Source organism: Stenotrophomonas muris (assembly GCF_052751275.1).
This window is the reverse complement of record NZ_CP199879.1, coordinates 2,950,298-2,967,860: the sequence shown is the minus strand read 5'-3', so window position 1 is coordinate 2,967,860 and position 17,563 is coordinate 2,950,298. Positions and strand designations below refer to the sequence as shown.

17 protein-coding genes are annotated in these 17,563 nt (G+C 68.3%); 4 read left to right on the top strand and 13 right to left on the bottom strand.

The features are described from left to right. The 7 genes from rsmA to ACUVWL_RS13915 all read right to left on the bottom strand — a co-directional run bounded on the left by rsmA (position 1) and on the right by ACUVWL_RS13915 (position 7,820). A complete protein-coding gene (gene rsmA, locus ACUVWL_RS13945) occupies positions 1 to 804 on the bottom strand; it encodes a 16S rRNA (adenine(1518)-N(6)/adenine(1519)-N(6))-dimethyltransferase RsmA (RefSeq protein ID WP_445978466.1) in 804 nt (267 codons plus the stop codon). Next, positions 801 to 1,781, bottom strand: a complete 981-nt coding sequence (pdxA, locus tag ACUVWL_RS13940; RefSeq protein WP_032959015.1) for a 4-hydroxythreonine-4-phosphate dehydrogenase PdxA — start codon at positions 1,779 to 1,781, stop codon at positions 801 to 803. The genes rsmA and pdxA overlap by 4 nt, the downstream gene beginning before the upstream one ends. A 3-nt stretch (positions 1,782 to 1,784) precedes the next feature. Beyond that, positions 1,785 to 3,131 carry a peptidylprolyl isomerase gene (locus ACUVWL_RS13935; RefSeq protein ID WP_032959016.1) on the bottom strand — a complete coding sequence of 449 codons (1,347 nt, stop codon included), beginning with the start codon at positions 3,129 to 3,131 and terminating at the stop codon, positions 1,785 to 1,787. Then, on the bottom strand, positions 3,128 to 5,635 hold the full coding sequence (lptD, locus tag ACUVWL_RS13930; protein ID WP_162838511.1) for an LPS-assembly protein LptD: 2,508 nt from the start codon (positions 5,633 to 5,635) through the stop codon (positions 3,128 to 3,130). The genes ACUVWL_RS13935 and lptD overlap by 4 nt, the downstream gene beginning before the upstream one ends. Before the next feature lie 89 nt (positions 5,636 to 5,724). Next, a complete protein-coding gene (locus ACUVWL_RS13925; RefSeq protein WP_032959020.1) occupies positions 5,725 to 6,663 on the bottom strand; it encodes a histone deacetylase family protein in 939 nt (312 codons plus the stop codon). A 9-nt stretch (positions 6,664 to 6,672) separates the two neighbouring features. Further along, positions 6,673 to 7,227 (bottom strand): cob(I)yrinic acid a,c-diamide adenosyltransferase, encoded by a 555-nt coding sequence (locus ACUVWL_RS13920; RefSeq protein WP_049404150.1) that lies wholly within the window; start codon positions 7,225 to 7,227, stop codon positions 6,673 to 6,675. 8 nt (positions 7,228 to 7,235) lie between these two features. Continuing rightward, on the bottom strand, positions 7,236 to 7,820 hold the full coding sequence (locus tag ACUVWL_RS13915; RefSeq protein WP_053495544.1) for a hypothetical protein: 585 nt from the start codon (positions 7,818 to 7,820) through the stop codon (positions 7,236 to 7,238). Positions 7,821 to 7,929: 109 nt separating this feature from the next. Between ACUVWL_RS13915 and ubiH the strand changes: the two genes are divergently transcribed. Then, on the top strand, positions 7,930 to 9,138 hold the full coding sequence (ubiH, locus tag ACUVWL_RS13910) for a 2-octaprenyl-6-methoxyphenyl hydroxylase (RefSeq protein ID WP_014645993.1): 1,209 nt from the start codon (positions 7,930 to 7,932) through the stop codon (positions 9,136 to 9,138). Further along, positions 9,135 to 10,316 (top strand): UbiH/UbiF family hydroxylase, encoded by a 1,182-nt coding sequence (locus ACUVWL_RS13905; RefSeq protein WP_126411748.1) that lies wholly within the window; start codon positions 9,135 to 9,137, stop codon positions 10,314 to 10,316. Before ubiH ends, ACUVWL_RS13905 begins: the two co-directional genes overlap by 4 nt. Before the next feature lie 68 nt (positions 10,317 to 10,384). On the opposite strand, the gene ACUVWL_RS13900 is transcribed toward ACUVWL_RS13905, so the two are convergent. From ACUVWL_RS13900 to ACUVWL_RS13875, 6 genes are all read right to left on the bottom strand, one after another. Continuing rightward, positions 10,385 to 10,783 carry a hypothetical protein gene (locus ACUVWL_RS13900; protein ID WP_049440150.1) on the bottom strand — a complete coding sequence of 133 codons (399 nt, stop codon included), beginning with the start codon at positions 10,781 to 10,783 and terminating at the stop codon, positions 10,385 to 10,387. Positions 10,784 to 10,847: 64 nt separating this feature from the next. Then, positions 10,848 to 11,915 carry a 23S rRNA (cytidine(2498)-2'-O)-methyltransferase RlmM gene (rlmM, locus tag ACUVWL_RS13895; protein ID WP_046428937.1) on the bottom strand — a complete coding sequence of 356 codons (1,068 nt, stop codon included), beginning with the start codon at positions 11,913 to 11,915 and terminating at the stop codon, positions 10,848 to 10,850. Next, positions 11,899 to 12,459 carry a nucleoside deaminase gene (locus ACUVWL_RS13890; RefSeq protein WP_004154307.1) on the bottom strand — a complete coding sequence of 187 codons (561 nt, stop codon included), beginning with the start codon at positions 12,457 to 12,459 and terminating at the stop codon, positions 11,899 to 11,901. The genes rlmM and ACUVWL_RS13890 overlap by 17 nt, the downstream gene beginning before the upstream one ends. Before the next feature lie 98 nt (positions 12,460 to 12,557). Continuing rightward, a complete protein-coding gene (locus ACUVWL_RS13885; RefSeq protein WP_014645997.1) occupies positions 12,558 to 13,280 on the bottom strand; it encodes a DUF6348 family protein in 723 nt (240 codons plus the stop codon). A gap of 48 nt (positions 13,281 to 13,328) precedes the next feature. Further along, complete coding sequence (locus ACUVWL_RS13880) at positions 13,329 to 13,982, bottom strand: membrane protein (RefSeq protein ID WP_049440149.1); 654 nt, start codon at positions 13,980 to 13,982, stop codon at positions 13,329 to 13,331. Positions 13,983 to 14,025: 43 nt separating this feature from the next. After that, positions 14,026 to 15,774, bottom strand: a complete 1,749-nt coding sequence (locus ACUVWL_RS13875; protein ID WP_049440148.1) for a glutamine--tRNA ligase/YqeY domain fusion protein — start codon at positions 15,772 to 15,774, stop codon at positions 14,026 to 14,028. 190 nt (positions 15,775 to 15,964) lie between these two features. On the opposite strand from ACUVWL_RS13875, the gene ACUVWL_RS13870 reads away from it, so the two are divergent. Then, complete coding sequence (locus ACUVWL_RS13870; protein ID WP_032956987.1) at positions 15,965 to 16,228, top strand: putative signal transducing protein; 264 nt, start codon at positions 15,965 to 15,967, stop codon at positions 16,226 to 16,228. 30 nt (positions 16,229 to 16,258) lie between these two features. Continuing rightward, the gene (msrA, locus tag ACUVWL_RS13865) at positions 16,259 to 16,924 is read left to right on the top strand and encodes a peptide-methionine (S)-S-oxide reductase MsrA (protein WP_032956996.1); all 666 of its coding nucleotides are present in this window, start codon (positions 16,259 to 16,261) and stop codon (positions 16,922 to 16,924) included. Positions 16,925 to 17,563: the final 639 nt, after the last annotated feature.

Here is a 17,563-nt window from a genome sequence, read left to right as displayed (position 1 = left end):
TCAGGAGGCATTGGCCAAAGCGATGAATTCGGCCACGTCCAGCTGTTCGGCGCGGGCATCGGGACGCACGCCGGCGGCGATGAACTGCTCGGCGGACACCACGTTGTTCAGGGCATTGCGCAGGGTCTTGCGGCGCTGCCCGAAGGCGGCCTTGACCACCTCGGCGAAGCGCTTGTGGTCGTTGATGTTGATCGCGGCCGGGTCACGCGGCACCAGACGCACCACGGCCGAATCGACCTTCGGCGGCGGCCGGAACGCGCCCGGCGGCACCACGAACAGCGAGGTCACCTGGCAGTAGGCCTGCAGCATCACGCTGAGGCGGCCATACACCTTGCTGCCGGGGCCGGCCGCCATGCGGTCGACCACTTCCTTCTGCAGCATGAAGTGCATGTCGCGGATGACCGCGGCATGCTCCAGCGCATGGAACAGGATCGGCGAGGAGATGTTGTAGGGCAGGTTGCCGACCAGGCGGATCGGCTGGCCGGCGGCCAGTTCGGTGAAGTCCACGCGCAGCACGTCGCGATGAACGATGGTCAGCTCGCCCAGCGGCTCGGCGGCGGCGGTCAGCGGCGCGATCAGATCGCGGTCGAACTCGATCACCGTCAGCGTGGGGTGCGCGCGCAGCAGCGGCAGGGTGATCGCGCCCTGGCCAGGGCCGATCTCGACCAGGCGGTCGCCGTCTTTCGGGTTGACCGCCATCACGATCTTGTCGATGTAGTGGCGGTCGGCCAGGAAATGCTGGCCAAGCTGCTTCTTGGCCGGTGCGGTGAACACCGGGCCGGAGGGGGAATGCGGGGAATTCATGCGCCCAGTGTACGTTGCCGCGCAAGCTGCGCACACAGCGTCGTTGCCGCCTGCAGGCTGGAGGGATCGGCGATGCCGCGGCCGGCCAGCTCCAGCGCGGTGCCATGGTCCACCGCCACGCGCGGATAGGGCAGGCCCAGGGTCAGGTTCACCGCCTGTTCGAAGCCGGAATATTTCAGTACCGGCAGGCCCTGGTCGTGGTACATCGCCAGCACGGTGTCGAAGCCGGCCAGCTTGGCGGGCAGGAAGGCGGTATCGGCCGGCAGCGGCCCGACCAGGTCCATGCCCTCCGCGCGCAGGCGCTGCAGCAGCGGGATGACCAGATCCAGTTCTTCGCGGCCCAGGTGGCCATCTTCGCCGGCGTGCGGGTTCAGGCCGAGCACGGCGATGCGCGGCGCAGGCAGGCCGAACTCACGGCGCAGTGCGGCGTGCACCGTGCGCAGCGCGTGCTCCAGGCCGGGCGCGGTGATCGCATCGGCCACCTCGCGCAGCGGCAGGTGGGTGGTGGCCAGGGCCACGCGCACGATGTGGTTGGCCAGCATCATCACCACCTTTACCCCGGCCTGGTCGGCCAGCAGTTCAGTGGTGCCGCTGTAGGCGATGCCGCCTTCATTGATGACCGCCTTGTGCACCGGGCCGGTCACAACACCGTGCAGTTCGCCGGACAGGCAGGCCTGGCCGGCGCCGAGCAGGGCGCCGATGACCGCGCCGGCATTGGCCGGATCGGCCTGGCCGAAGCGGCTGGGCGCAGCGTTGCGGACAGCGCGCAGGCGCAGATCGCCGGGGGCGCGTGCTTCGGCGTCCTCGGGCAGCAGCTGCAGGGGCAGGTTCAGCGCGGCCGCGGCCGCGTGCAGGGTGTCCGGATCGGCGAAGGCCAGTAGCCGGCAATCTTCACGCGGCTGCTGGACGAGGCGGACACATAGCTCCGGGCCGATCCCGGCGGGCTCGCCCGGTACCAGAGCGAGCTCGGGGCGCATCGGTCAGGACTGCGGCGGGGTGGCGGTGTTTTCCGCGCGGTCGCCGCTGCGGAAGCTGACGTAGGCTTCGCCACGCAGTTCCTGCAGGAAGCGGTTGTACTCGTCTTCCAGCTTGCGGCGGCCGATGGTCTCGCGGACCTGGGCACGCTGGTTGTCGGTGGTCACGTCGGTCTGGCGGGTCGCCACGCGCTGCACGATGTGCCAACCGGCATCGGTACGGAACGGCTGGCTGACGCCACCGTCCTGGAGACCTTCCACCTGCTGGCCGAAGGCCGGACCGAACGCGTCGGCCGGGAACCAGCCCAGGTCACCGCCCTGGCCCTTGCTGTTGTTGTCCTCGGAGGACTCCTTGGCAACGGTCTGGAACTCGGCACCACCGGCGATGCGGGCACGCAGGGTGTCGATCTTGGCCTTGGCGGCGGCGTCGGTCTGGTGGTCGTCCACGCGCACCAGGATATGGCGGCCGTGGAATTCGGTGACCGTATGCTCACCGGCGGCGGCGGAGCTGGCGTCACGCACTTCCACCAGCTTCAGCAGCTGGAAGCCGCTCGGGCCACGGATCGGGCCGACCACTTCGCCGGGCTTCATCTTTTCCATCATCTGGGCAAAGGCCTGCGGGATTTCATCCAGGCTGCGCCAGCCCAGGTCGCCGCCTTCCAGTGCATTCGGGCTGTCCGAATAGCGCACGGCCGCTGCGTTGAAGTCCAGCTCGCCCTTGTCCAGCAGGGTCTTCACACCATCGGCCTTCTTCTGGCCGGTGGCGATCTGGTCAGCGTTGGCGCCGTCGGGCAGGGCGATCAGGATGTGCGCCAGGTGGTACTGGTTGCCCACCGTGGCCTGCTGCTTCAGCGCGGCGTCGACTTCACCCTCGCTGACGCTGATGCGGCTCTGCGCGAAGCTCTGGCGCAGGCGCTGCACGGTGATCTCATCACGCACCGAAGCGCGGAAATCGTTGAAGTCGATGCCGTCATGGGCCAGGCGCTGGCGCAGGGCGTCCAGGTTGGACCCATTCTGCTGGGCGATGGAGTTCATCGCCTGGTTCAGCTCCTGGTCGCTGACCCGGATGCCGCTGCCCTGGGCGCGGGCCACCTGCAGCTTGACCAGCACCAGGCGCTCGAGCACCTGGCGGCTGAGCACGTCTTCCGGCGGCAGCTGGTTTTCACGGCCGGCGTACTGCGCCTTGATGTTGGCGATCGCACGCTGGAGCTCGCTCTGCAGGATCACGTCCTCATCGACGACGGCGGCGATGCGGTCAAGCGGCTGCGCCTCCTGGGCAAGCACCTGCAGGGGGGCGGACACGCTGGACACCGCCAGCAGCGAGGCGAGAAGAACGGGGAAGCGCTTGGTCATGGGATCAGGTTCGGATCGTAGTCATCCCGGGTCGCCCCGGTGTTGCTCGGCGGCACGAGATAGAGGTCGTCGCGGTTGTAGCCGAGGATAGCACGGCGCAGGGTACGGTCCGTGTCCTGGCCCAGGGAGCTCAGGCCCTTGAGCACGAACTCCAGCTGGATGGCGTTGTTCATCTCGCCTTCGCGGTTGCGGACGTAGCGGCGGGCGACCGCACGCACGGCCAGGCAGCAGCTGTCCCACTGGACGCCGGCGATGATCTCCAGCGGTTCCTTGTCCTGCAGCGAGTAGTAGTAGCGGCCGACCAGGCTCCAGCGCGCATTCAGCGGGTACAGGAACGACAGGTCGGCCTGTTCCAGCAGCGTGCGGTCATGCTTGTTGGCGGTGGCCGGGGCGCCGGAGTTGATGCGGTAACGGTAGCTGAGGTTGATCACGCCATCGTTGGGCATCAGGTAGCGGGCGCGGACGCTGGCCAGATCCTCGCGCTTGTACTTGGGGTCCCACTGGTAGGTGGCACCCAGGGTCCAGCGGTCGTTGATCATGTAGTTGCCGTCAGCGATCCACGCCGACTTGCCCTTCTCCACCGGCGCGCCACCCGGGGTGACGGTCACCCGCGATTCGTCGAAGTACTGGATCTGGCCGATGGAGGCCGAGAAGCGTTCCTTGCCGGTGGTCTGGTCGATGAAGCGGGTGCTCAGCGCCATGGTCAGCTGGTTGGCGTCGTTCTGGCGATCGGCGCCGGTATAGCGAGAATCGCGGAACAGCTGGCCCCAGCTGAAGGTGAAGTCGCGGGTGTCGAAGATCGGCAGCTCGTCCTGATCGCGGTAGGGCGTGCGCAGGTAGAACAGGCGCGGTTCCAGGGTCTGCAGGAAGGACTTGCCACCGATGCGGGTCTCGCGATCGAAGAACAGGCCGGCGTCGATGCTGCCGATCGGCAGGCTGCGGCTGGGCGAGGTGTTGCCGCGCAGCTGTTCCGGTGTGGCGGTGTTCGGGTCGATGCCCTGCGAACGCAGGATCTGGCCGCGGATGCCGTTCACGCCATCAACCAGGCCACGGTCCAGCTGGTAACCGGTATAGCGGTAGGCCAGGGTCGGCGTGACATACCAGGCCGCGCCGCTGATCGGGAACGACACGTAGGGTTTGACATCCAGCCGCGAGCCGCCGCTGACACCGATGCCGTCGGTCTGACGGCTGCCGTTGCGGGTGTACTGCAGGTCCGGTCCCGCATCAGCGCCGTACTTGAAGTTGATGTCGTCGTGGGTGAAACGCACGGCTTCGGCGTAGATGCCGGTTTCCAGCCACGGCAGGACCGGCTTGTCCCAGTTGAGATACAGGCGCGGCTGGCGGTTGTAGGCCAGCGCACCCTCGTTGAGGGTGTAGTCGGTCAGCTGCCAGCGGTCGGCCATGATGCCGGCCGTCCAGTTCCTGCCAGTGCCGTACAGGCCGATGGTGCTCTGCAGGTTCGACGCGGTGACCCCCACCAGGCGGTTGGCGAAGTCTTCCACATAGCGTTCGTCGCTGACCCAGGCCAGGTTGGCGCGGGCCTGCCAGTGGTCGTCGAGGTTGTGGTAGCCGCCGAACATCACCCGGCCGCGGTCGCGGTCGCGCAGTTTGTCGTTGGGCATGAACGCGGTCAGCAGTTCGCCGCGGCCGCCGTTGTAGAGGTAGCGGAATTCGTTGTCGAGCATCAGGCCGCGCCGGCTCATGTAGCGCGGGGTCAACGTGTCGTCGTAGTTCGGCGCCAGGTTGAAGTAGATCGGCTGTGCGTAATCGAAACCGTTGCGGCCGGACATGCCCAGCTGCGGGAACAGCAGGCCGGTCTTGCGGCGGTCGTCGATCGGGAACTTGAAGTACGGCGCCCACAGCACCGGCACCTTGCCGATGCGAAGCACGGCGTTGCGGGCGGTACCGAAGCCTTCGTCGTTGTCCACTTCGATCTGCGGCGCCGACAGCTTCCACACCGGCTGCGACGGGTCGCAGGTGGTGTAGGTGGAGCGGTGCATCTGGCCGACCGCGCCCTGCAGGTCGACCGATTCGGCATCGCCGTTGCCGCGGCGCGACACCAGCTGGTACTTGATGTCGGTGATCTTGTGGGTGTCGCTTTCCTGGTTGCCCTCGGCGCGCTTGGCGACCATGCGGATCGAGGAGTCCTGGTAGCGGACATTGCCGTCGGCGATGTAGTTGCCGGTCTCGGTATCGAAGCTGAGCTTGTCGGTGCCGACGAACTGGTCGCCACGGCGCAGGGCCACGTTGCCTTCGTACTGCGGCACGGTGGTGGTGCCCAGCAGCTGGTCACCCTCGATGTCGGTCGGCTGCTGCTCGCGCGCGGCGCTGGCGGCGGCCTTGTCCTGCCCCGGGACCGGGACCGGGACAGGGGCATCGGTGAACGCGGGAATCACGTCGGTAGCCGGGCACAGGCCCCAGTTGAGCGGCTTTTCATCGGCCATTGCCGGCAGGCAGATGGCGATGCTCAGAGGCAGGGGAAGCAGGCGGAGGGCTCGGCGCACGCGGTTCGGATTCGGGCGAAAACGGACGGTAGCTTGCCCCATCCCTTGCATAGGGGCAATGAAGGGCGTCGGATCCTGCCGGTTCGGGTTCATCCGGAGACGCTCCCCGGTGGGGGGGACAGCAGGGCCCGGACATGGGCCACGCTGCACTCGGCAAGGGCCTGCAGGTCATAGCCGCCTTCCAGCATCGAGACCACCCGGCCGGCCGCATGGCGGCGCGCCAGCGCATGCAGTTCGCGGGTGATCCAGGCGAAATCGTCGGTTTCCAGCATCAGGTCGGCCTGCGGATCGCGCAGGTGGGCATCGAAGCCGGCCGAAATCAGCAGCAGCTGCGGCCGGAAGTCGTCGATGGCCGGCAGCATCTCGTCGGCCCACACATTGCGGAAGCGGAAACCGCCGCTGCCGGGGGGCAGCAGGATGTTCATCAGGTTGCCGGCACCGCGGTCGCGGCGCAGGCCGGAGTTGGGGAACAGCCCGGCCTGGTGGGTGCTGTAGTACGAGACCCGGGCGTCGTGCTGGAAGATGTCCTGGGTGCCGTTGCCATGGTGGACATCGAAATCGACCACCGCGATCCGCTCCAGGCCATGACGGTCACGGGCGTAGGCGGCGGCGATGGCGATGTTGTTGAGCAGGCAGAAGCCCATCGCAGTGCTGCTGGTGGCGTGGTGGCCCGGTGGCCGCACCGCGCAGAACGCCAGCGGGTCCTCGCCCAGCATCACCGCATCTACCGCCGCCACGCCGGCGCCGGCGGCATGCACGGCGGCACTGGCCGAGCCGGGCGAGGTCCAGGTGTCCATGTCCAGCTGTCGCAGCGGCGCGGTCTGCGGCTGCAGCACGAAGTCGAGCAGGGCGCTGTCGTGGACCCGGGTCAGTTCGCCGAACTTGGCCGGCGGCGCCTCGCGCCAGTCCAGCTGGCCGGGGAAGGCGGCGTGCAGGGCATCGAGCACATGCTGCAGGCGTTGCGGGCACTCCGGATGGCCAGGGCCGGGGTCATGCAGCAGGCAGGACGGATGGGTGAAGACCAGCATCGTGCCGACTCAGCGCTGGCGCTGCTGTGGCTGCCACAGCGCTTCGCCATGGCCATCGGCACGGGCCAGCACCCGGGCCAGCACGAACAACAGGTCCGACAGCCGGTTGAGGTACTGCAGTGCCTCGCTGCGCACGGCGTCGTGGCGGGCCAGGGTGACCGTCTCGCGCTCGGCCCGGCGGACGATGGTGCGCGCCAGGTGGCAGCGTGCGGCGGCCTCGCCACCGGCTGGCAGGATGAATTCCTTCAACATCGGCAGGCTGGCGTTGTAGTGATCCAGCTGCTGTTCCAGTGCCGACACATCGGCGGCGTGGATCGCGGCGTGGCCGGGGATGCACAGTTCGGCGCCCAGGTCGAACAGCTGGTGCTGCAGATGCACCACCAGCGCGCGCACGTCTTCGGGCAGCGCCGTGGCCAGCAGCAGGCCGAGTGCGGCATTGGCTTCGTCGACAGTGCCGTAGGACGCCACGCGGGCATCATCCTTGGCCACGCGCTGGCCGTCGCCAAGGCCGGTACTGCCGTCGTCGCCGGTGCGGGTATAGATGCGCGAGAGGCGATGACCCATGGCGCGGCTCAGTGCCGGATGTCGCGGCGGGCCTGCTGGAGCTTCAGTACCTGCTCCACGGCCAGCTGCAGGGCGGAGGCCAGCGCCACGTAGATGGCGGTGGTGCGCAGGTACGGCCCGAACCACTGTGCGTAGTTCTGTGCCCAGCCGGCCAGCGTCGGCTCGGCCACGTTGCGGCTGGTCCAGTAGAAGCCGCCCTGCGCGAGCAGGTGACAGACCGCCACCGAGGCCACCAGCAGCAGCGCGCCCTTGGCCAGTACTGGCCAGCGTGCCCCCTGGTAGTTGCGGCCCAGCAGCATGCCGCCGGCCCACAGCGAGAAATACGCCGGCAGCAGCAGCCAGTAACCCGGCGACACGCAGTAGTGCTGCCAGAAATCCAGGCCGCTGCTGCGGATCACGATCCAGTCCACCAGCACCGCGAACACCATCAGCAGCGGGAACGCCCAGCGGGTCCAGCCAGCCAGGTAGAAGCCGCCGATGAAGAACACCGCCCAGGAGGCATCCGGGATCGCCGCGAAGTGGTTGACCCGGGTCGCCGCCAGCAACAGCACGAGTACGGACAGGACGAAGGCACGGTTGGCGGTGGCGGACATGGCAGCGGGCCCGGAGCGGATTCAGGTTTCATTCTAGCCCGCCGCGCCGGTTGGCGCAGGTCGGGGGCTGTTGGGTGTCCGGGCGGGGCGAGCGCGTATCATGAACACCATGAGTGAACGACATGACGTGCTGATCGTCGGTGGCGGCCTGGTCGGTGCCAGCCTGGCCATTGCCCTGGACCGGTTGGGCCGCGACGTGGGCCTGCTCGAAGCCAGCCCGGCCGGCGAGCTGCCGGCGGTGTTCGACCAGCGCAACCTCAGTTTCGCCGCGGCGACCGTCAACGCGCTGACCGCGTTGGGGGTCATGCAGAAGCTGGCGATGGCGCCGGGCCCGATCCGCCGCATCCATGTCAGCCGCGCCGGCGATTTCGGCCGCGTGCAGCTGGAGGCTTCCGACTACGACCGGCCGTGGTTCGGCCAGGTGGTTGTCGCGCGTGACTTCGGCCAGGCGCTGGAAGCGCGCCTGCAGGAGCTGCCGCAGCTGCGGCGCTACCGGCCGATGCGGTTCCTGGGCCTGGGCGAGGTGGTCGACGGCTACCGCCAGGTGCGGGTGGCCGACGAGACCGGCGAGCGCGTACTGCTGGCACGGCTGGTGGTCGGTGCCGATGGCACGACCAGCGGTGTGCGTGGCGCGCTGGGCATCGAGGTCGACCGGCATGATTTCCAGCAGACCCTGTTCGTGGCCCGCGTGCGCAGCCAGCGCGCGCCGGATGGCACGGCCTGGGAGCGCTTCACCGATACCGGCCCGACCGCCCTGCTGCCGCGCGGCGACCGCCACTTCGGCACCGTGCACGGCGTGGCGCGGGACCAGGCCGATGCGGTGATGGCGCTGGACGATGCGGCCTGGCTGCAGCGCCTGCAGGATGCGATCGGCTGGCGTGCCGGCCGCCTGCTCGAATCCGGTCCACGCAGCGCTTATCCGCTCATCCAGGTGCTGGCGCGCGCATTGGCCGGTGAACGCACGGTGCTGCTGGGCAATGCCGCGCAGACCATCCACCCGCTGGGTGCGCAGGGCTTCAACCTGGGCCTGCGCGATGCGCTGACCCTGGCCGAACTGCTGGAGGATGCGCACGAGGATGCCGGCAGCGATGTGCTGCTGCAGGCCTATGTTGCGCGCCGCCAGGAAGACCGACGGCAGACGGTGGCGTTCTCGGGTGGCCTGGCACGGCTGACCAGCAATCCGGCACCGCTGATGCGGCCGCTGCGCAGCCTCGGCCTGGTGGCCGCGCAACGCGCCTCGGTGCAGTCGATGCTGGTCGGTGGCGCGATGGGCTTCCGCGGCGAAGTGCCGCGCCTGTGCCGCGGAGAAGCCGCATGAGCCGGCGCATGCGCCTTGATGTGGCCATCGTCGGTGGTGGCGTGGTCGGTGCCGCGTGCGCGCTGGCGCTGGCCGATGCCGGCCTGTCGGTTGCGCTGGTGGAAGGTCGTGAGCCCGCGCCGTGGCAGGCCGCACAGCCTGACCTGCGCGTGTTCGCCTTCGCTGCTGACAACGTTCAGCTGCTGAACCGCCTCGGTGTGTGGCCGGCGATCGCGCAGGCCCGTGCCTGGCCCTATCGGCGCATGCAGGTGTGGGATGCGGCCGGTGGCGAAGATCTGCTGTTCGATGCCGATCGCTTCGGCCGTCGTGAACTGGGCTACATCGTCGAGAACGGCCTGCTGCAGGATCGCCTGTGGGCGGCGTTGCCGGCGGCGGGTGTGCAGCTGCACTGCCCGGCACGGGTGGACGCGCTGGAGCAGGACGAGGAGGGCGTGCGCCTGCGCCTGGATGACGGGCGTCGCCTGGAAGCGGCGTTGGCAGTGGCCGCCGACGGCGCCGAATCGACCCTGCGCCAACTGGCCGGGATCGAGGTTGAAAAGCATGACTACCACCAGCGTGGCGTGGTGGCCTACGTGGACAGCGATCTTCCCAACCAGGCCACCGCCTGGCAGCGTTTCCTGCCGGGCGGGCCGCTGGCGTTGCTGCCGGTGGCCGAGCGCCGCAGCTCGATCGTCTGGACCCTGCCCGAGGACGAGGCGGCACGTGTGCTGGCCTTGGACGAGGACGCCTTCAACCGGGAACTGACCCGCGCCTTCGCCGCACGGCTGGGTGAGCTGCGACTGGCGTCACCGCGTGCGGCCTTCCCGCTGCGTCGCCAACTGGCCCGTCACTACGTGGCCGGCCGCGTGCTGGCATTGGGTGATGCCGCGCATGTGGTGCATCCGCTGGCCGGGCAGGGCGTGAACCTGGGCCTGCGCGATGTCGCCGCCCTGCAGCAGTGGCTGGCGCCGTCGGCCGAGCGCCGTGGCCAGCCGCGGCTGTCGCCGCAGCGCCTGCAGCGCTGGGCACGCGAACGGCGCAGCGACAACCAGATCGCCGCCTACAGCTTCGATGCGATCAACCGCCTGTTCTCCAACGACGAGATGCACCTGACCCTGGCCCGTGGCCGCGCGCTGGGCTGTGTCGGCAAATGGCCGCCGCTGGTACAGGCGTTCTGGAAGCGCGCCGCCGGCGTCTGAAGCAAAAAGGGGACGGAGGGGATTAAGTCGTTTGTGCACATACGACTTAATCCCCTCCGTCCCCTTTTTCAATCCACCAGCCAGCCGGCCAGGTCGGTGCGGTCCAGCTTGCCGCGGTGCCTGCGGTCCAGCGAATTGAATTCGTCGGCCAGCGCCGGATTGGCCTGTGCTTCCTCGCGGCTGATGAAGCCGTCGCCATTCACATCCAGCGCGGCGAAATGGATGCGGTACTGGCCGACCACGCTGCTCGGTTCCAGCGAACGCACGGTCACCTGTGCCTCGCCGGCCGGCTGCGGAATCTCGACGCTGCCGCTGACCCGGCCCGCATCCAGCGGTTGCTGGCGGATCGCGCCGCCGGTGGGGCCCAGCGGCTGGCTCTGCGCCGGCGTGGACGGGCCGTGCTGGGCGATGGCCGGTACCGAGGCCAGCAGGATGGTCAACAGCAGCGCAGTACGCGGAAGGTTCATGACAGGCTCCTTGCCAGAGGGTACCGGGAGCGTACTCCCGGCAACCTGTGCCGCCGATGACGGATCAGCGCAGCGGCGAAGCCAGCACGGTGATCTCTTCACGATCGTGATAGAGCTGCTTGGCGCGGACCACCAGCGGCTTGCCGGCCTGGTCCTGGAACAGGTCCAGGCACAGCCGGGTTTCGTCCCAGCGCTTCTTCATCGGCAGTTTCAGATTGAAGATCGCATGCCGGCACCAGCCCTCGCGGAACCAGGTGGCCATGCGTTCGGCCACGCGGCGCGGCTGCTCGACCATGTCGCAGACCATCCAGTCCAGCGGCTGTTCCGGGTGCCAGTGGAAGCCATCGGCGCGCAGGTGCTCGACCAGTCCGGTGTCCAGCACGTGCTGGCGCAGCGGGCCGTTGTCGATGCTCAGCACGTGCATGTGCTGGCGGGTCAGCACCCAGGTCCAGCCGCCGGGTGCGGCGCCGAGGTCGGCCGCACGCATGCCGGGCTTGGCCAGCGCCTCGCGTTCTTCCGGCGTCAGCAGGGTCAGCAGCGCCTCGTCCAGCTTCAGCGCCGAACGCGAAGGCGCCTCGGGCAGCAGCTTCAGGCGCGGGATGCCCAGCGCCCACGGTGCGCTGTCGGCCGGGTCGGCCACGCAGACGAAGGCATGGGTGCCATCGACGAACACCACATGCAGGCGCGGCAGGCGGTTGTTCGGCTTATCAGTGAGCTTGCCGGCCTTGCGCAGCGCCGGGCGCAGTGCATTGCCGAAGGCACGGGCCAGACCGGACAGTGGCTTGCCGGCGTCCGAATCGGGGTGTTCCACCCACAGGTCGCCGAAGCGCGGCGCATCGGCCAGCACTTCCAGCATCGGGGTGATCCGGTCCGCCGGGTCCAGCTGCGGCAGTTCGGCCAGCACCACCAGCTTCTGCCGCGCGAAGATCAGCTCGCGCCAGCGCAGGCGCGGCGCCAGCGCGGCGGCTTCGTCGCACATGAAAAGCACGTAGCCGTCATTGCGCTGGGTGCGCGCATAGCCGGCGAAACCGGCTTCACCGGCGCGGAACTGCAGCTCGCCGGCCAGCTCGGGCTCGAAGCCCTGCCGGCACAGGCACAGCAGGCCGATGCCGGTTTCAGTAACGGGCGCCATCGCTTTCCCCATAGGCACGCAGCACGCTGCGCGCGGCGTCGCGGTTCAGGCCTTGCACCACTTCGATGCCGCGCTTGTTGAGTTCACCCACCCAGTCGGCCGGCAGCGGGCCTTCATCGAACGGGGTCAGTTCCTCGACGTCGGCCGAGTTGGCACCGATCAGCAGGCGGTCGATGCCGGCCCACACGGTGGCGCCGTAGCACTGGCAGCACGGCTGCGAGCTGGTGGCCAGGGTGACCGGCGACAGCACCGCGTTCAGGCGCGGGGTCTGCAGGCGCTGCTGGGCCAGCATGTAGGCCATGTTCTCGGCGTGCGCCAGCGAGGTCGCGTGCGGCATCACCCGGTTCACGCCGGCGGCGATGACCTTGTCGTCCGGTCCGAACACCACCGCACCGAACGGACCGCCACTGGCGTGCTCGACGTTCAGCCGCGACAGCTCGATCGCCAGCGCGACCTTGGCCTCATCGCCCGGATATCGACGATCCAGGTCGATCTGGTCGTGGATCCAGGCGGGAAGGGTCAGGTGGACTTGCGCGTACAGCATCGCGGGGGTGCCTCGTGTGGGATGGGAAAAAGTGCGGTTGCTTGGGGAAACCGGCGCGCAGTGTAGCCGCACCGGCCTGTACCGCGCGTGGGCCGGGCTCAGCCCGGCGAGCCGGTGCGGATCACCACGTACTGCTTGCGGAATTCCAGCCCGGCCTGCGGCCAACTGGCAGCATAGGCGCGCAGCAGGGGCAGGGCGGCGGCGAAGTCGTGGCCGTTGACCCGGCAATCGGCCTCGCACAGGCCGTCGGCATCGCGCGAGGCGAACAGGCGGATGGCGAGGAAATGGCGGGCTTTCAGCAGCTCGTCGAAGGCCTCCATGCTGCGGGTGAACAGGCAGCAGGGGCAGGAGCCATGATCGTCTTCGCTGCAGGTGGAGGCATCCACGTCCTGTGCACGGTAGTGCGCCAACGGCCCCAGCACAACGGTGCGCTGATGTTCCTCACCCTCGTCGCCGACCGGATAGGTCAGGCCCATCATCGGCAGGCCCTGTGCGTCTTGGGCGCCGATCGCGGTCTGCAGGGTCACCAGGTCCACCCGGGCCCAGGCCTGGAAGCCGGACAACAGCGATGCCTGCTCATCGGCACCATTTGCGTGCTGGTACTCGAACAGGCCATCGGCGAACAACTGCGGATGCTGGCTTTCAATGACGGTGGAGGTCTGCCAGCCGCCGTTGTCGCGCGCTTGCGCGGCCATTGCATGCGGGGTCAGGCGCAGGCCGCTGTCGAGCAGCAGCGCGTTGCCGTCGATGCGGCTGGCGGTGCCGGTGTCCTGCAGGGCCTGCTGCAGCAGCGGGAGGAGGGCGGTGGCGCTCGTGGTCATGTCAGGCCTGTGGATGGATGGGGCGGAACATCCAGGCAGGGCCTGGGGCTAGCGGTCGAGTGCGTCGAGCTCGGCGCGATATCGCTGCGCGTCGGATTGCTGCCGCGGATCGTTGCCGTGGTCGCGCAGCCAGGTTTCCAGCTCGCGGCGATAGTCCGCGCGGAAACCGGCATTACCCGGGCTGAAATGCAGCTTGCGTGCCGCCACCTCCACCCGCTCGCGCGCGCTGGCCCGGGCCTGGGCGACGCCGTGCGGTGACTCGTTGGTGAGGATGACGAAGTTGCGTGGGAAGCCCGGCGTGTACTTGACCACGAACGGCTGGTCGCGCGCCGGGATACGGATGGCGTTTTCCAGCGGCCACAGCGAAGCGGTGTTGGTGTGGAACACCACGTCCACGTCGCGGCCCTCGGCGGTACGCAGCACCCCTTCGTAGCGCCAGATGTACTGCTCGTTGAGCGTGGAGCTGGTCCGCTCGGTCTTGACGATCACCGCTTCACCACGCTCGCCCACCACGTTGAGGAAGGCGGCGTTGAGGAAGTGGCCGAGGAACATGTTGAGCATCGCCAGCGGGAACACCACGATGGCGTAGCCCGGAAAGCGCCGCCACCACGAGACCAGCCCGGCCAGCACCATTGCTGCAAAGAACGTCAGCAGCGGATGCTGCGAGATGAACCAGAGCAGGACGGAAAGGGCGGTGATCATCGTCGCGGTCGTGCGGGCGCCATCCAGGCGCCCGCGCAGGCCCTCAGGCCGACCAGGTATCGCGCAGGGTCACGCTGCGGTTGAATACCGGCGTGGCTGCGGTATGGTCGCGGCGGTCGGCCACGAAGTAGCCGGTACGCTCGAACTGGAACGACTGCTCCGGCGCGGCGCTGGCCGCGGCCGGCTCGACATAGCCGGTGACAGTGCGGCGCGATTCCGGGTTGAGGTAATCGCGGTAGGTCTTGCCTTCCGATTCGTCGTCCGGGTTCGGCACCGAGAACAGGCGGTCGTACAGGCGGATCTCGGCCGGTACGCCGTGCACGGCGCTGACCCAGTGGATGGTGCCCTTGACCTTGCGGTTGGCGCCTTCCATGCCCGGACGCGATTCCGGATCCAGCCAGCCACGCAGCTCGGTGATGGTGCCGTCGGCATCCTTGATCACTTCGTCGCAGCGGATGATGCCGGCGCCGCGCAGGCGCACTTCGCCCCCCGGGACCAGGCGCTTCCAGCCCTTCGGCGGCACTTCGGCGAAGTCCTCGCGGTCGATCCACACTTCGCGTGCGAACGGTACTTCGCGGCTGCCGAAGCTTTCGTCCTTCGGGTGGTTGCTGAAGGTCAGCTGCTCTTCGTGGCCTTCCGGCAAGTTGGTCAGCACCAGCTTGACCGGATCGACCACTGCCATGCGGCGCGGTGCGGCACTGTCCAGGTCCTCGCGCAGCGCGCCTTCCAGCACGCTGAAGTCGATCAGCGAATTCTGCTTGCTGATGCCCACGCGCTCGGCGAACAGGCGCATCGCGGCCGGGGTGTAACCACGGCGACGCAGGCCCTGCAGGGTCGGCATGCGCGGGTCTTCCCAGCCGTCCACCAGCTGTTCGGTGACCAGCGCCATCAGCTTGCGCTTGCTCATCACCGTGTAGTTGATGTTCAGGCGCGAGAACTCGATCTGGCGCGGCTTGGCCGCTTCGCGCGGCAGGCCGGCATCGACCAGCGGCTGGGTCAGCGCGTCGTCATGGGCGAAGTCGACGTTGTCCACGCACCAGTCGTACAGCGGGCGGTGGTCTTCGAATTCCAGCGTGCACAGCGAGTGGGTGATGCCTTCGATCGAATCACCCAGCGCGTGGGCGAAGTCGTACATCGGGTAGATCGGCCACGCATTGCCGGTGTTCTGGTGCTCGACGTGCTTGATGCGGTACAGCGCCGGATCGCGCAGGTTGATGTTGCCGCTGGCCATGTCGATCCTGGCGCGCAGGGTGCGCGCACCATCCGGGAATTCACCGGCGCGCATGCGGCGGAACAGGTCGAGGTTTTCCTCGACGCTGCGGTCGCGCCATGGCGACGGGCGGCCCGGCTCGGTCAGGGTGCCGCGGTAGGCGCGCACTTCCTCGGCCGACAGGTCGCAGACGTAGGCCTTGCCCTGTTCGATCAGCTTCTCGGCGGCCAGGTAATAGGCCTGGAAATAGTCCGAGGCGTGGCGCAGCTCGTTCCACTCGAAGCCCAGCCAGCGCACGTCGTCCTGGATCGCGGCCACGTATTCCGGATCTTCCTTGGCCGGGTTGGTGTCATCGAAGCGCAGGTTGCAGACGCCGCTGAACTCGCCGGCGATGCCGAAGTTCAGGCAGATCGACTTGGCGTGACCGATGTGCAGGTAGCCGTTCGGCTCCGGCGGGAAGCGGGTCTTGATCGCCTGGTGCTTTCCGCTGGCCAGGTCCTCGCGCACGATCTGGCGGATGAAATCGCGCTTTTCGTGGCTGTCGGCGGGGGTCTCGGGGCTGGCGGGGGTGTGCTCGGACATGAGTCGGCGAAAAGAAAGGCAGAAAGACCAACAGTCTAGCGCGTACGGGGCAGGGCTGCCCGGTGGGGTGTGGGGATGCCGGCCCCGCCCTCTGGTAGTGCCGGCCGCTGGCCGGCAACTCTCCGATCCCGCCCCCGGCACCATTCAGCCCCCGGGCGTATGCTGGAGCCCTGCCCCGAGGAGCCGCCGCATGCACATCGTGTACAAGGCCGACAACCTGTTCGACGCCCATCTGGTCAAGCACGCGCTGGAGAACGCCGGCATCCCCGCCTTCGTGTTCGGCGAGCAGCTGCTGGGGGGCATGGGCGAGCTGCCGTTGTTCGGTGTGTTGCGGGTCGGCATCCCCGACGCGGCGCGGCCGCAGGCGGAGGACATCATCGCGGCGCTGGACTTGGGCCAGGCCGCCGCCGACCCCATTTCCGATGCAGACGATATGGCCGGACTGCCGGCGTAGGAGCGCATCATGTTGGGAATTGGCCAGGGCATCCTCGGCATCGGGGCCTTCAAGCAGCGCCTGCCGCGCCCGGAAGAGGCATTGCCGGGGCGCGAGCAGCCATTGCCGCTGCACAGCAACCAGCACTTCGTGAACAGCCATCCGCTGAAGGACCGTTTCGCCGGCCTGCAGCAGATCCGCTTCGCGCTGGGCTGTTTCTGGGGCGCCGAGCGCAAGTTCTGGACCGAGCCGGGCGTGTACAGCACCTCGGTCGGCTACGCCGGCGGTATCACCCCGAACCCGACCTATGAAGAAGTGTGCTCGGGCCTGACCGGGCACACCGAAGTGGTGCAGGTGGTGTTCGACCCGGCGGTGGTGAGCCTGGAACGGCTGCTGCAGCTGTTCTGGGAAAGCCACGACCCGACCCAGGGCATGCGCCAGGGCAACGACACCGGCACCCAGTACCGTTCGGCGATCCACGCCACCGACGAGGCACAGTACGCTGCCGCGCTGGCCAGCCGCGAGGCCTACCAGGCCCAGCTGGATGCGGCCGGCTACGGCCCGATCACCACCGAGATCGTGTACCCGGCACCGGCGTACTACTACGCCGAGGACTATCACCAGCAGTACCTGGCGAAGAATCCGAACGGCTACTGCGGCATCGGCGGCACCGGCGTGAGCTGCCCGATCGGGTTGGATGTGGAGGCGCCGCGCTGACGCGCGGTGGTCCGCCTGCGGCGGGCAACGTCAACGGCTGAAAGCCAAAGCCAAAGCCAAAGCCAAAGCCAAAGCGGCTCTGGGTTGCTGCTTGTTGGGTGGGGCGGTGTGGGTTGGCAGGACACGCCGTGAACCCGTCCCTGGGGGCTCGATGGCGCCTTGCTCGTGTGCGCTGTCCTGCGCACACGGCAAGACCGGGGTTGGGCGTCCTGCCCAACCCGACCGAGGCATGCCTCGGGCCCATGGCGCCAACGGTCCTGCCAACCCACACCGCCCCACCCCCGACAGTTTCCCGGTGACGGTGGGAAAGAGCATTGGGTTACTGACGAACTGATGGAAAACAAAAAGGACGCGGCGTTCGCCGCGTCCTTTTTATTTGGTTCTGCATTGCCCTTGTAGAGCCGAGCCATGCTCGGCTCCGAGCAAGCGAAGCGCGCGACCCGCTGTTGCTCTTCTTTCTTTCTTCCGTGGCGGGTGGCCACCGGAAACTGTCAGAGGGCGGGCGGGTTGGGTTCGCGGGAGTGTCCGCCGCATGGATGCGGCGGCCAAGCCTCCAGGGATGGATTCACGGCGTCTCCCGCGAACCCAACCCGCCCGACCCAGCGCGGCTTTTTGCTCTTTGCGACCAACCGACCTGCC

Excerpts from the sequence above, each read along its gene's own strand:
- ACUVWL_RS13915 (WP_053495544.1), bottom strand. The coding sequence starts at position 7,820 with ATGTCCGCCACCGCCAACCGTGCCTTCGTCCTGTCCGTACTCGTGCTG.
- ACUVWL_RS13925 (WP_032959020.1), bottom strand. The coding sequence starts at position 6,663 with ATGCTGGTCTTCACCCATCCGTCCTGCCTGCTGCATGACCCCGGCCCT.
- ACUVWL_RS13900 (WP_049440150.1), bottom strand. The coding sequence starts at position 10,783 with ATGAACCTTCCGCGTACTGCGCTGCTGTTGACCATCCTGCTGGCCTCG.
- rlmM (WP_046428937.1), bottom strand. The coding sequence starts at position 11,915 with ATGGCGCCCGTTACTGAAACCGGCATCGGCCTGCTGTGCCTGTGCCGG.
- ACUVWL_RS13935 (WP_032959016.1), bottom strand. The coding sequence starts at position 3,131 with ATGACCAAGCGCTTCCCCGTTCTTCTCGCCTCGCTGCTGGCGGTGTCC.
- rsmA (WP_445978466.1), bottom strand. The coding sequence starts at position 804 with ATGAATTCCCCGCATTCCCCCTCCGGCCCGGTGTTCACCGCACCGGCC.
- ACUVWL_RS13870 (WP_032956987.1), top strand. The coding sequence starts at position 15,965 with ATGCACATCGTGTACAAGGCCGACAACCTGTTCGACGCCCATCTGGTC.
- ACUVWL_RS13890 (WP_004154307.1), bottom strand. The coding sequence starts at position 12,459 with ATGCTGTACGCGCAAGTCCACCTGACCCTTCCCGCCTGGATCCACGAC.
- ACUVWL_RS13885 (WP_014645997.1), bottom strand. The coding sequence starts at position 13,280 with ATGACCACGAGCGCCACCGCCCTCCTCCCGCTGCTGCAGCAGGCCCTG.
- pdxA (WP_032959015.1), bottom strand. The coding sequence starts at position 1,781 with ATGCGCCCCGAGCTCGCTCTGGTACCGGGCGAGCCCGCCGGGATCGGC.
- ACUVWL_RS13905 (WP_126411748.1), top strand. The coding sequence starts at position 9,135 with ATGAGCCGGCGCATGCGCCTTGATGTGGCCATCGTCGGTGGTGGCGTG.
- ubiH (WP_014645993.1), top strand. The coding sequence starts at position 7,930 with ATGAGTGAACGACATGACGTGCTGATCGTCGGTGGCGGCCTGGTCGGT.
- ACUVWL_RS13920 (WP_049404150.1), bottom strand. The coding sequence starts at position 7,227 with ATGGGTCATCGCCTCTCGCGCATCTATACCCGCACCGGCGACGACGGC.
- ACUVWL_RS13880 (WP_049440149.1), bottom strand. The coding sequence starts at position 13,982 with ATGATCACCGCCCTTTCCGTCCTGCTCTGGTTCATCTCGCAGCATCCG.
- ACUVWL_RS13875 (WP_049440148.1), bottom strand. The coding sequence starts at position 15,774 with ATGTCCGAGCACACCCCCGCCAGCCCCGAGACCCCCGCCGACAGCCAC.